Source organism: Bradyrhizobium sp., from assembly GCF_019242285.1.
GTDB lineage: Bacteria > Pseudomonadota > Alphaproteobacteria > Rhizobiales > Xanthobacteraceae > Bradyrhizobium.
Genome location: NZ_JAFAVV010000300.1, coordinates 1 through 12,016, shown reverse-complemented (window position 1 = coordinate 12,016; position 12,016 = coordinate 1). Strand labels below are relative to the sequence as shown.

11 protein-coding genes are annotated in these 12,016 nt (G+C 67.1%); 5 read left to right on the top strand and 6 right to left on the bottom strand.

Annotated features, from left to right (window positions below; translation table 11 throughout):
- Positions 1–42 precede the first annotated feature (42 nt).
- Both JOY90_RS11895 and JOY90_RS11890 read left to right on the top strand, forming a co-directional pair.
- Positions 43–363: a hypothetical protein gene (locus JOY90_RS11895; protein WP_291691338.1), complete on the top strand. Its 321-nt coding sequence runs from the start codon at positions 43–45 to the stop codon at positions 361–363.
- Positions 364–497: 134 nt separating this feature from the next.
- Positions 498–1,997 (top strand): NAD-dependent succinate-semialdehyde dehydrogenase, encoded by a 1,500-nt coding sequence (locus tag JOY90_RS11890; RefSeq protein WP_291691337.1) that lies wholly within the window; start codon positions 498–500, stop codon positions 1,995–1,997.
- 4 nt (positions 1,998–2,001) lie between these two features.
- Here JOY90_RS11890 and JOY90_RS11885 read toward each other — a convergent pair whose 3' ends face one another.
- From JOY90_RS11885 to JOY90_RS11875, 3 genes are all read right to left on the bottom strand, one after another.
- Positions 2,002–3,042, bottom strand: coding sequence for an alpha/beta fold hydrolase (locus JOY90_RS11885; RefSeq protein ID WP_291691336.1), 1,041 nt, complete (start codon positions 3,040–3,042; stop codon positions 2,002–2,004).
- Positions 3,043–3,105: 63 nt separating this feature from the next.
- Positions 3,106–4,020, bottom strand: a complete 915-nt coding sequence (locus JOY90_RS11880) for a phosphoribosylaminoimidazolesuccinocarboxamide synthase (RefSeq protein ID WP_291691335.1) — start codon at positions 4,018–4,020, stop codon at positions 3,106–3,108.
- A 72-nt stretch (positions 4,021–4,092) separates the two neighbouring features.
- On the bottom strand, positions 4,093–5,010 hold the full coding sequence (locus tag JOY90_RS11875; protein WP_291691334.1) for a pirin family protein: 918 nt from the start codon (positions 5,008–5,010) through the stop codon (positions 4,093–4,095).
- Positions 5,011–5,108: 98 nt separating this feature from the next.
- Here JOY90_RS11875 and JOY90_RS11870 point away from each other — a divergent pair, with 98 nt between their 5' ends.
- Together JOY90_RS11870 and JOY90_RS11865 are read left to right on the top strand one after the other, a co-directional pair.
- A complete protein-coding gene (locus JOY90_RS11870) occupies positions 5,109–6,194 on the top strand; it encodes a helix-turn-helix domain-containing protein (RefSeq protein WP_291691333.1) in 1,086 nt (361 codons plus the stop codon).
- A gap of 141 nt (positions 6,195–6,335) precedes the next feature.
- Positions 6,336–7,763, top strand: coding sequence for a serine hydrolase (locus tag JOY90_RS11865; protein WP_291691332.1), 1,428 nt, complete (start codon positions 6,336–6,338; stop codon positions 7,761–7,763).
- 2 nt (positions 7,764–7,765) lie between these two features.
- Here JOY90_RS11865 and JOY90_RS11860 read toward each other — a convergent pair whose 3' ends face one another.
- A complete protein-coding gene (locus tag JOY90_RS11860) occupies positions 7,766–9,136 on the bottom strand; it encodes an MmgE/PrpD family protein (RefSeq protein WP_291691331.1) in 1,371 nt (456 codons plus the stop codon).
- Positions 9,137–9,257: 121 nt separating this feature from the next.
- On the opposite strand from JOY90_RS11860, the gene JOY90_RS11855 reads away from it, so the two are divergent.
- The gene (locus JOY90_RS11855) at positions 9,258–10,370 is read left to right on the top strand and encodes an FUSC family protein (RefSeq protein ID WP_291691330.1); all 1,113 of its coding nucleotides are present in this window, start codon (positions 9,258–9,260) and stop codon (positions 10,368–10,370) included.
- A gap of 20 nt (positions 10,371–10,390) precedes the next feature.
- Here the strand turns inward: JOY90_RS11855 and JOY90_RS11850 are convergent, their stop codons facing one another.
- Together JOY90_RS11850 and JOY90_RS11845 are read right to left on the bottom strand one after the other, a co-directional pair.
- Entirely contained in the window at positions 10,391–11,791 is a 1,401-nt protein-coding gene (locus JOY90_RS11850; protein WP_291691329.1) for an MATE family efflux transporter, read from the bottom strand.
- Positions 11,788–12,016, bottom strand: a 229-nt coding sequence (locus tag JOY90_RS11845) for a hypothetical protein (RefSeq protein WP_291691328.1), incomplete at its 5' end; no start/stop codon positions are given. The genes JOY90_RS11850 and JOY90_RS11845, both read right to left, overlap by 4 nt.

Sequence of the window (12,016 nt, the reverse complement as noted above, 5' to 3'; positions counted from 1 at the left end):
ACAATTTTTGCGGCCTCCTCGGGGAGCCGCAAGGGGGCTGAAATGATCTCGACCTGGAGCGAATGGAAACGCTATCCCCGTGCGGGGCGTGGCGAGAACCTCGAAGCGCCGATTTCGCCCGGCATCTACGAGGTGCGTATCGCCGGGTCTGGCGCGTTGTATTCGTTCGGCGCGGTCGACAATGTCGCGCATGCCCTGGCACTCCTGCCGGTCGGTTCCCGGACCTGGTTCGGCCGCCGCGATCCCAAGCGGATGCCCGATCTCGAATACCGCACCTGCGCCACCTCGACCAAGGCCGACGCCAAGGCCGCGGCCGAGCACATGATCGGCCGGCGCGAAACCTACATGAGCGGCGCGGCGTAAGGGCCGTCATTCCGGGGCGCGTCGCAGACGCGAAGTCGGAATCTCGAGATGACAATCTCGATTCCTTGCGGTGCATGGCGGCGGGTTTGGACCTATATTTGGCGGCAACCGTCACAAGAAACCGGAGCAACGCCATGACCCCCACCGCAGCCACTGCACGCGCCCCGCAAGCCGCCGGCACCTCGTTCGGCGATCGTCTGAAAGATGCATCGCTGCTCCGCGACCGCTGCTACATCGACGGCGCCTGGGTCGGCACGCCGTCGCGCCCGGTCACCAACCCCGTCAACGGCCTCGAGCTGGCAAAAGTGCCGATCATGAGCACGGCGGAGACGACGCAGGCGGTGGAAGCCGCCGAGCGGGCGTTTCCGGCCTGGGCCAGGCTGACCGCCAAGCAGCGCTCCAACATCCTGCGCAAATGGTTCGAGCTGATCGCGGCCAACCGCGAGGATCTGGCGTTGATCCTGACCTCCGAGCAGGGCAAGCCGCTGTCGGAGGCGCTGGGCGAGGTTGACATCAGCGGCGCCTATGTCGAGTTTTTCGCCGAGGAGGCGCGCCGCGTCTATGGCGAGACCATTCCGTCGCAGCGGCCTGACGCGCGGCTGCTCGCGATCCGACAGCCGATCGGTGTCTGCGGCGCGATCACGCCGTGGAATTTCCCGAGCTCGATGATCACGCGCAAGGTTTCGCCGGCGCTGGCCGCCGGCTGCACCGTGGTGCTGAAGCCGGCCAACGAGACGCCGCTCTCCGCGCTGGCGCTGGCGGCCCTGGCCGAGAAGGCCGGTGTGCCGAAAGGTGTCTTCAACGTGCTGACCGGCAACTCGTCGGCGATCGGCAAGGTGCTGTGCGAGCATCCCGCCGTGCGCTTCGTCGGCTTCACCGGCTCGACCGAGGTCGGCAAGATCCTCTATAGCCAGGCCTCCGTCGGGGTGAAGAAGCTCGGGCTCGAGCTCGGCGGCAACGCGCCCTTCGTGGTGTTCGACGACGCCGACATCGATGCCGCGGTCGACGGCGCGATCGTCTCGAAATACCGCAACATGGGTCAGACCTGCGTCTGCGCCAACCGCCTCTATGCCCAGGATGGGGTCTACGACGAGTTCGTGAAGAAGCTGTCGGCGAAGGTCGCGGCGATGAAGATCGGCGACGGCACCGAGCAGGGCGTGGTGCAGGGGCCGCTGATCAACATGGATGCCGTGCTCAAGGTCGAGAAGCACATCGAGAATGCCGTCCACGGCGGCGCCAAGATCATCACTGGCGGCAAGCGACATGCGCTCGGCGGCACCTTCTTCGAGCCGACCGTGCTGTCCGATGTGAAGCCCGACGCGCTGGTGGCGCATGAGGAGACGTTCGGACCGCTGGCGCCAGTGTTCCGCTTCAAGGACGAGGCCGACGTGATCGCGATGTGCAATGCCTCGCCGTTCGGGCTCGCCTCCTATTTCTATTCCCGCGATCTCGGCCGGGTCTGGCGCGTCGCGGAGGCGCTGGAATCGGGCATGGTCGGGGTCAACACCGGCCTGATCACCACCGAGGTGGCGCCGTTCGGCGGCGTCAAGGAAAGCGGCCTCGGCCGCGAAGGCTCGCGCCACGGCATGGAGGAATATGTCGAGATCAAATACGTGATGATGGCGGGGGTGTGAGGCGTTATTGCAAACTTTCCATGAACGCCCGCAGCCGTGGCGCCCATTTCGCGGCGTCGCGGCCGGAGGCCGAGTGACCGTAGTCGCTGTCGAGCAGGAAATAATCGGCATCGACGCCGGCGGCCTTCAGCCCCGCCATCACGCGTGGCGCGAGTTCCGGCGGAAACAGCTTGTCCGTCCGCGACAGCACATAGAGCACCTTCGCCTTGATCCTGGCCAACTGCGCGGTGACGTCGAAGCTGCGCAGCGCCTTGGCGAGGATCAGCAGCGAGTTGGCGTCAAAACCCTCGGCCCAGAGCGTGGCCTCCCTGCGGATCGCAGCCTCGATCTCGGCAGGATCCGACAGCGTGTCGCGCAGCCGCGCCTCGATGCCGTAGGTCTTCAGCGTGCCGATGCGCTGCTCGATCATGGTCTCCAGCATGCCGCCGGACTCGTAGTAGTCGCCGCCGTTCCAGTTGGGATTTTTGGAGAAGCTCTCCAGCAGACGCGCAACATTGCCGTCGGAGCGTTCCGGCGTCAGCGCCGGCGAGGTCACCACCGCGACGATGCCCTTCATCGCGTCGGGATGGTCGACCGCCCATTGGAAGGCCTGGAAGCCGCCATAGGAAGGGCCGACGATTGCGACCAGCCTCTCGATGCCGAGATGGTCGAGCAGCGCGCGCTGGGTGGCGACGATATCGCTCACGGTGATGTCGGGAAAGCGCGGCCCATACCGCCGGCCGGTCGCCGGATCGAGATTTGCCGCGTTGGTCGAGCCGTAGGAGGAGCCCAGCATGTTCGGGCAGATCGCGAAGTAGCGGTTGGTGTCGATGGCCTGGCCCGGACCGACCAGGCCGTTCCAGCTCCCTTCGCCGGTCGAGCCGCCAGGCGCGATCATCTCCGGACCGCTGGTGTAGCCGTGGGTGATCAGCACGGCATTGTCGCGCGCGGGCGCGAGCGTGCCGAGCGTCCGGTAGGAGAGCGCGACCTCCGGCATCATGACTCCGCTCCGCAGGCGGAAATTTTTGGTGGTGAAAGTCTTCGCGTCAGCCGTCGGTGCCGTCATCCGTGTGCTCCCTCGGTCCACGAGCGTATCATCACAGCCTGCCGGCTGTTTTCCTTGTGCCGGTCAGACCTTCAACTCCCGCCCGGTGATCCGCCGATACGCTTCGAGATAGCGCTGGCTGGTCGCTTCCACGACAGCGGCCGGCAGCGGCGGGGCCGGGGCTTCGCCGTTCCAGCGGCCGGCGCGGCGTTCGGCGTCGAGATGGTCGCGCAGCGGCTGCTTGTCGAAGCTCGCCTGCGGCCGGCCGGGCTGATAGGCGTCGACGCCCCAGAAGCGCGAGCTGTCTGGCGTCATCACTTCGTCGACCAGGAGGATGTGCCCGTCCAGGTCGCGCCCGAACTCGAACTTGGTGTCGGCGATGATGATGCCCTGGTCGCGGGCGAGCTTTTCGCCGAGCGTATAGATCGCGCGCGTCATGCTCTCGAGCGCATAGGTGACCTTCTCGCCGACGATCTCGCGCATCCGCGCGATCGTGATGTTCTCGTCATGGCCCGTCTCGGCCTTGGTCGCCGGGCTGAAGACCGCCGGCGCGAATCGCGCGCTCTCGACCAGGCCGGGCGGCAGCTTCTCGCCTGCCAGCGTGCCTTGTTCCGCATATTCCTTCCACGCCGACCCGGCGAGATAGCCGCGGATCACGCATTCGATCGGAAACACCGTGGTACGCCGGCACAGCATGGCGCGGCCGGCGAGCTCGGCGCGATGCCGCTCCAGCGATGGCAGCTCGCCGATGATCTCGTCGATCTCGGCCGACAGCATGTGATGCTGCACGATGCCTTCGAGCTCGTTGAACCAGAAGGCCGAAATCTGCGTCAGCACCGCGCCTTTCATCGGGATGGTTTCGGCCATCACGACGTCGAACGCCGAGACGCGGTCGGTGGCAACCAGCAGCACGCGGTCGTCGCCGACTGCATAGATGTCACGCACCTTGCCGCGCCCGAGCTTTGGCAGGGGCAGGTCGCTGGCGAGCATGGTCGTCATGGTCAGGGCTTTCAAAGGGAACGCCGCCGCGCGAGAGGCGCGACGGCCGTAGGGGAGGAGGGTGGGGATAGCTCAGTCGGGCAGGGGAATGAACTCGTGCTCCTGCGGGACGGGTGCAAAGCGGCCGGTTTTCCAGTCCTGTTTCGCCTGCTCGATCCGCTCCTTGCTGGAGGAGACGAAATTCCACCAGATGTGGCGCGGGCCTTCCAGGGCATCGCCGCCGAGGAACATCATCCGGGTCGGCTGCAGGGTCTTCGCCGTGATGGCATCGCCCGGCCGGAATACCAGCAGCCGCGGGCCCTCGTAACGCTCTCCCGCGATCTCGATCTCGCCGTCGATCAGGTAGATCGCGCGCTCCTCATGATCCGGGTCGAGCGGTACGCTGACGTCGGCCTGCGCTGTCACCTCGGTATAGAACCAGGGCGACACCATCGCGACCGGCGAGGCGATGCCGAAGGATTTGCCGGCGATGATTCGCACCGAAAAGCCGCTCTCCTGGACCATCGGCAGGTCGCCGGCGGCATAATGCTGAAACGACGGCGCGATCTCCTCCGAATCCTTCGGCAATGCGATCCAGCTCTGCAGGCCGAGCATCTTCTGCCCGCTGGAGCGCTGCACATCCGGCGTGCGCTCGGAATGAGCGATGCCGCGGCCGGCGGTCATCAGGTTCATCGCGCCGGGCGTGATCTCCTGGATGTTGCCCTCGCTGTCCCGATGCATGATGCTGCCATCGAACAGGTATGTGACGGTGGCAAGACCGATATGCGGATGCGGCCGCACGTCCATGCCCTTGCCGGCGACGAACTGCACCGGGCCGAAATGATCGAAGAAGATGAACGGCCCGACCATCTGCCGCTTGCCATGGGGCAGCGCGCGGCGCACGGCAAAGCCGGCGCCCAGGTCGCGTGTGCGGGGCACGATGACGAGCTCCAGCGCGTCGCAGGAGGTGGGATCACCGAGCACCGGGTCTTCGGAAGGCTGCCAGCTCATGAAGGCCTCCAGAGTTTGGGCGTGATCATAGCAGGATTGGTGTGATACGTCCGTGAGTCATACGAGGAGATGACGCGGGCATTTTTCCGGATGATTTGATGCCGCTTGACATGATCGAAATTGCCCTGCGTGCCGCGGCGGTTGCGCTGCTGCTCAATCTGGCGGCAGCGCTCGTTCGCGACGCCCGTGGCGCGCTGGCCGGGCGGCTCGCCATCGCGCTGGCGCTGGGATCGGCGGCGCATGCCGCGATCGCCACGATGGGTCTGCCCTTGCCGGGTTCGGGCTGGCATGCGCCGCTGATCGCGGTGTCGACCGGCAACATCGTGGTGTTCTGGCTGTTCTGCCGCGCGTTGTTCGATGACGGCTTTGTCTTGCGCTGGCGGCACGGGCTGATCTGGGCCGCTGTCGCGGCGTTCAGCCTGCTCAATTGCCTGCTTTGGGTGCGGCTTGCCTCAGTGAATATGTTTATGAGTGGCGATTTGTCGGCGGCATTTGCGATCGCCCGGGCCACGGCAATGGCCGTCAATCTGCTGGTGCTGATCTTCATCGCGCTTGCGGTCGGCCAGACCGTCGCCTCCTGGTCCGTCGATCTGGTCGAGCGCCGCCGCCGGGTCAGGGTGTTCGTGGTCGCCGCGACCGCGCTCTACGGTGGCGTCAATGCGATCCTGCGGATCGTTCTGGGTGAAAGAGGTGTGCCCGGAATCGCCGATGTCGTCAACGCCGCGATCCTGCTCGGTGTCGTCGCCGCGATTTCGGGGATGATGACGAAGGTTGCGGCTGCGGGTCTGTTTTCGCCAACCGGTGTGAGTCCGGCTGTGCCCGTGGCGCCGGCCGACCAGAAGCTGATCGACGCTCTGACGCGTCTGATGGCGGACGAGCGAATCTACCGGCAGGACAACGTCACCATCGGCATGCTTGCGACCCGGCTCAAAATCCCGGAATACCGGCTGCGGCGGCTGATCAACCAGCGGCTCGGCTATCGCAATTTCAACGCCTTCCTCAACAACCACCGCATCGAGGAAGCCAAGGCCGCGCTGGCCGATCCCACGCAGGTGGACGTGCCGGTGATCACCATTGCGATGGATGCCGGCTTCCAGTCGCTCGGGCCGTTCAACCGCGCCTTCAAGGCGACCACTGGCATCACCCCCACGGAGTACCGCAAATTGAGGGCTTCCGCGGCGTGAGGCGCAGTGGCCTGTTATCACAAGCCAATTTCGAAACCGGCGAGCCCGTCGCAGGTTCAGGCGAGGGCGATTTCCAGATCCGGCGAGCGTGTTGTCGCGCGGTGCGGCTTGTGGCGGGCAGGTTTCACGCCGGAGACAGCCATGACCAGACGACGGACCTTTCTCGCCCTCGCAGCCACCGCAGTGCTGGGTGGGCTCACGCTTGCCGCGGCGTGGGCGCACGACGCGCCAAAGGTCGCGACCGGCTTCGTCGCGCAGGTCCTGTGCTCGGAGACATTCGTGTCGGGGCTCGCGCCGGAACAGATCGTCCGCGAGACCACGGAAGCCATGCCCGGCGCCGGATTGATCCGTTGGGCGCTCGCCTATGACGTCGACCGCGGGCGCCGGGACGTCACGGTCACCCTGTTCGGCTTCGGCCGCAGCCATGCCGTCTATCGCGGGGCGATCGGCTGCACGCTCGAGCATGGCGGGACACAGCTCGAACAAGTGACGCCACCGGCTGACGCGCAGCCTGCGCTGCTGCCCGAGATCGCCGGGCCGTCGATCGTGGTGCCTGAGAATCCGCGGCTCGCCGCGGCGCTCGACCATGCTTTCGCCGAGCCCGGCGCGCCGCCGTTCCGCCGCACCAAGGCAGTGGTGATCGTGAAGGATGGCCGCATCGTCGCTGAGCGCTACGCCGAGGGCTATGGCATCGACACGCCGCTGCGCGGCTTCTCCGTCAGCAAGTCGGTGACATCGGCGCTGATCGGCATCCTCGCGCGCGAGGACAGGCTTGCGCCGGATCGGCCGGCACCCGTCCCCGCATGGCAGGACCTCAAGGATCCCCGGCACGCCATCACCGTGGATCAACTCCTGCGCCACACCGCGGGGCTCGCGCTCGGCTCCTCGTTGCAGGCGTCGCTGGCCTCGGCGCTGGAGCCGGTCAACCGCATGAAGTTCATGACGAGCGACATGGCCGCCTTCGCCGAAGCCGCGCAGCTCGAAAGCGCGCCCGGCGCGCGCTGGAGTTATCACGACGGCAACTACCTGATCCTGTCGCACCTGATTCGCGACGCGGTGGGCGGCACGCCCGCCGATGTGTTGCGCTTCGCGCAACGCGAATTGTTCGCGCCGCTCGGCATGCGCCACGTCACGCTGCAATTTGATGGTGCCGGCACGCCGGAGGGATCGAGCGAGATATTGGCCTCGGCGCGCGATTGGGCGCGTTTTGGTCTCCTCTATCTCGACGACGGAGTCGTCGGTGGCCGGCGCATCCTGCCGGCGGGATGGGTCGAAGCGTCCGCCGCGCCGACGGCGAGTGCGTTCGTCGGGTATGGCGCGGGCTTCTGGACCAATCGCGATGACAGCTTTGGCGCCAAATACCGGATCGCCCATGGCTGGCCGCGCGACGCTTTCTTCGCCAAGGGGACGATCGGGCAGTATGTGATCGTCATCCCATCGGAGCGCCTGGTGATCGCCCGCTTCGGCAGGACGCCGAACTGGCCGCTCGATGCCGACGGCGTGTCCGACCTGGTGCGCGATGTCGTCGCGGTGACGCATGTCCAGGCGAAGCTCGCAGGCGGCAAATGAGACTACTGCCGCCCAAGCTCCGTCGCCTGCGCGACGCGATCATATCGCTCCAGCGACAGGATCGCGTCCGCGAGCTGGTCGGCCCGGCCGCTCAGCACGGGGCGTGCCAGTGTCAGGAACTTCTGCTGCATCATCTGCGCATCGGGAAACGAATTTGGCTCGCCGGATGGATCGGGATTGAGCCGCTCATGCACGCCGTCCCCGGTCGTGATCGAGACACGGGCGCCGAACGGATGGCTGCGGCCCTGCTCCAGCCGGTCGTCCTGCACCACGTCGAACTTGTCGGCGAGCGCGTCGAGTGCGGCATCGCCGAGCCGCTCGTAGTCGTCCCAGCCGAAGCGGCCCTGGTCGAGCGCGATCGCGCCGGTGAAGAACATCGAGAACTGGCCGCCGACGATCGAGCGCGGGTGTCGCTTGGTGGCGGCGTCGCCGGTCAAGGTGATGCCGTTGCGGTGCAGGCCGATCTCGACCTTCCTGATCTGGTCGGGCGTGATGTTGTGCTCGCGCCGCAGCGCGATCAGCGCGTCGATCGCGGCATGGGTGTAGCGGCAGCTCGGATAGGGTTTGACGCCGATCTTCATGGTCTCATAGGTCGAGCCGAGGCCGGCGACCGCCTTGTCGGGATGCGGATCGTCGGTGTAGCCGACCAGAAGGCCGTGCTTGCCCTCGACCGATTCGGTCGCGCCTACGAACGCGTTGCGCGCCAGGGTCGTCGCGATCACGCCGTTCATCGCGGCGGCGCCGACCTGGTAGCGCTTGTTCCAGGCGCCATTGACCAGGAACTGCAGCGAGCCCGCGGCCTGACTGCCGGCGACGCCGAACGCGGCCTCGATCCGCTCCGCCGGCAGCTTGAACAGCTTCGACGCGGCCGCGGCCGCGCCATAGGTGCCCGCCGTCGCGGTCGGGTGGAAGCCGCGGGCGTAATGCGAGGTCGGGTCGAGCGCGTTGCCGAGCCGGCAGCAGACCTCGTAGCCCGCGACGATCGCGGTCAGGACCTCGCGGCCCGAGGCGCCCACCATCTCGCCCACTGCGAAAGCCGCCGGCACCACCGGGGCGCTCGGGTGCAGCGAGGAGTCCGCGTGCGTGTCGTCGAAGTCCAGGGAATGGCCGAGCGCGCCGTTGAGCAGGGCCGCGACCGCCGGTGTCCAGGTCCGGTCGTCGCCGAACACGGTCGACTGGCCCTTGCCGTCGAGCGCCAGCGATTCCAGCATTTTCAACAGCGACGGCGTCGATTCCGCATCGCGACGCGCGCGGATCGCGCTGCCGAGAAAGTCCAGGGTCAGGAGCTTGGCGCGGTCGAGCACTTCGGGCGGAATATCGTCGAATTTCAGCTCGGCGACGTAGTCGGCGAGCGTTGCGGTTTCCTGGGCCATCGTGTTTCCTCTTGCTGATTCAAGGGTAGGCGGACCGTCCCTGCCTTTCAAGCCGCCTGCGGGGCGGGCTGCCATGCCCGGCCGCCGGCGCTCGCCCCGCCTGCATCGGAACGCGTCCGTCATGGGCCTTGCAAAACGTCTGTTCAGCCGGCTCTGGGCACACAAGGCGCAACTGGCGCTCGCGTTCCGGATCACCGTCGCAGCGTTTGTCGCGCTCGCGCTCGCTTCTGCCCTGCACCTGATGCTGCCGTTGTGGGCGGTGCTGACCTCGATCATCGTCACCCAGATGAGCGTCGGTCGCTCCTTGAAGGCGACCCGCGACTACCTGTTCGGCACCGTCGGCGGCGCGCTCTACGGCGGCGCCATTGCGGTCTTGATCCCGCATTCCGGCGAGCCGGAGCTGCTCGCGCTGCTGGTGCTGGCCGTCGCGCCCGTGGCGTTCATCGCCGCGATCAACCCGAGCCTGAATGCGGCGACCGTCACCGCCGTGATCGTGCTGATCGTTCCGCAGATGAGTCACGCCGATCCGCTGGGCTCGGCGATCGACCGGGTGCTGGAGGTCGGCGTCGGCGCGCTGACCGGGCTTCTGGTGTCCTTCATCGTGCTGCCGTCGCGGGCGCATGGGCAGGTCAGGGGCAGCGCGGCGCGGTTGCTGGAATTGATCGCCGCGGCGCTGACCGAGCTGCTCGCCGGCCTGTCGCGCGGCCGCGACAACGACGCCCTGCATCGGATCCAGGACGGCATTGGCGCTGCGCTGGTCGAGCTCAACGCGATCGGCGCGGAGGCCGAGCGCGAGCGTGCGGCGCACCTCTCCTCGGGTCCGGACACAGGGCCGCTGCTCAGAACCATTCTTCGCCTTCGCCATGACGTCGTGATCATCGGCCGCGCCAGCGTGGTGCCGCTGCCGGCGGATTTGCAGGTCCGCCTGGCCCGCCCGGTCGCCGCCGTCAGCGACACGATCGCGCATTATCTGCGCGCTTCGGCTACAGCCTTGCGCAACGGTGCGGCCCCGCCGCCGATCTTTCCGGTCGACGCGGCCGTCAAGGCCTATGGCGCGGAAGTGGCTTGCGTCCGCAGCGAGGGCCTCACCCGCAGCCTCTCCGGCGAAGGCGCGGAGCGTTTTTTCGCGCTGGGCTTCTCGCTGCAGCAGATGCGCGAGAATCTCGGCGACCTCGAACGCGTCGTCGCCGAGTGGTCCGACGCGCCGCCGGCGGCGCCGCGTTCGAAGGATTAGGCGGACGACAGATCGACGGTTCATCGCGAAGGCAATCGGTCGGTCAGCAGCTTGAAGCGCAGAAGCAGGAGCGTGGAAAAGACCGTGGTGGCGATCGACAGTCCGATCCAGACGCCGGTGGCGGAAAGCGCGGTGTGAAAGCCGAGCGCATAGGCCGCGGTGAAACCGATGCCCCAATAGCTGAGTGCAGCAAACAGCAGCGCTGCACGCGTGTCCTTCAGGCCGCGCAACGCGCCGGCGGCGATGCATTGCAGCCCGTCGGTGATGAAAAAGGTCGCTCCGATCAGCAGCAGGACGGCGGCGAGTTCGACCGTCGCATCGGCCTCGCCAAGGCCTTCGCCCAGGAACAGTCGTGCGATCGCAAACCGCCCCGCGACCACGGCGAGCGTCAAAAGCGCTCCGCTGACAATGCCGATCAGCACGGCGGTCCAGCCGGCGCGCCGCACGGCCGTCGCGTCGCCGCGGCCGACAGCTTGCCCGACGCGCACGGTCGCGGCCTGGTTGATGCCGAGCGGTACCATGAACAGGATGGCGGTGACCTGGAGCGCGATCTGATGCGCGGCCAGCGCGGTGGTGCTGATCCAGCCCATCAGCAGGGCGGCGGCCGAGAACAGGCCGTACTCCATCATGATCGCAAGCGAGATCGGCGCGCCGATCGCGACGAGCTCGCGCATCAGCTTCCAGTCGATGCGCCAGAGATGGGCCAGCACGCGATAGTCGTGGAACGGCGGCCGCCGCACGGCGATCCAGAGTGCGGCGAGAAACGTGGCGAGATTGACCAGCGAAGTCGCAAGCCCCGCACCGAACAGCTCGAGCCGCGGCAGGCCCAGCTTGCCGTAGATCAGGAGATAGACCAGCGCGGCGTTGAGAGGGATGGCGACGAGCGTGATCCAGAGCACGGGCTGCGGCCGGTTGATGGCACCCATGAAGCTGCGGATCGCGAGAAACCACAGCGCGGGCGCTATGCCCCAGACGAGCCCGGACAGATAATGCTGCGCGAGATGAGCCGGAACGGCAGCCTGGCCGAGCGCCAGCAGCAGCGTTTCGCCGAACAGCGGCAACGCCATCAGCGGCAAGGCGAGCAGCAGCCCCACCCAAAGCCCGCTGCGCAGCGAGCGCCGCACCAGCGGCACCTTGTCGGCGCCGAAGGCCTGCGCGGCCAGCGGCGCGACCGCCGACATCAGTCCCAGGCCGAGCGTGAAGCTCACCCAATAGACCGTGCCGGCGAGCGCTGCTCCGGCAACCGCCTCGCCACCGAGCCGGCCAATGAAGGCAAGATCGGTCGCCATCATCGTGATCTGGGAAAGCTGCGTCAGCACCAGCGGCGCCGCAAGCCGCAGCGTGGCCGCCAGCTCGTCGGCGAGAAGGCGTCGGGCGGTATCGGCGACCGGCACGCGATCGATGTCGATGGAGGAGGTCATGGCAGCAGAATAGACCGGCGGGGGCGAGAAAACATCCCGGGATTGACGCCGTCGGGCCGCTGCGAAGCGCCGGGCCGTTGAATGAAGTAATCCATCCCACCGAGCAGGTGGGCCTGGATTGCACATGAGCGTTCATTTTCGCAACGGAACTGTAGATTCCATGGGGGAGCGGTGAGCGAGCCCTTCCGGTAGGTTTGGGTTTTCCACGACTCGAACCATCGGAGA

Excerpts from the sequence above, each read along its gene's own strand:
- JOY90_RS11895 (WP_291691338.1), top strand. The coding sequence starts at position 43 with ATGATCTCGACCTGGAGCGAATGGAAACGCTATCCCCGTGCGGGGCGT.
- JOY90_RS11890 (WP_291691337.1), top strand. The coding sequence starts at position 498 with ATGACCCCCACCGCAGCCACTGCACGCGCCCCGCAAGCCGCCGGCACC.
- JOY90_RS11885 (WP_291691336.1), bottom strand. The coding sequence starts at position 3,042 with ATGACGGCACCGACGGCTGACGCGAAGACTTTCACCACCAAAAATTTC.
- JOY90_RS11880 (WP_291691335.1), bottom strand. The coding sequence starts at position 4,020 with ATGACGACCATGCTCGCCAGCGACCTGCCCCTGCCAAAGCTCGGGCGC.
- JOY90_RS11875 (WP_291691334.1), bottom strand. The coding sequence starts at position 5,010 with ATGAGCTGGCAGCCTTCCGAAGACCCGGTGCTCGGTGATCCCACCTCC.
- JOY90_RS11870 (WP_291691333.1), top strand. The coding sequence starts at position 5,109 with ATGCCGCTTGACATGATCGAAATTGCCCTGCGTGCCGCGGCGGTTGCG.
- JOY90_RS11865 (WP_291691332.1), top strand. The coding sequence starts at position 6,336 with ATGACCAGACGACGGACCTTTCTCGCCCTCGCAGCCACCGCAGTGCTG.
- JOY90_RS11860 (WP_291691331.1), bottom strand. The coding sequence starts at position 9,136 with ATGGCCCAGGAAACCGCAACGCTCGCCGACTACGTCGCCGAGCTGAAA.
- JOY90_RS11855 (WP_291691330.1), top strand. The coding sequence starts at position 9,258 with ATGGGCCTTGCAAAACGTCTGTTCAGCCGGCTCTGGGCACACAAGGCG.
- JOY90_RS11850 (WP_291691329.1), bottom strand. The coding sequence starts at position 11,791 with ATGACCTCCTCCATCGACATCGATCGCGTGCCGGTCGCCGATACCGCC.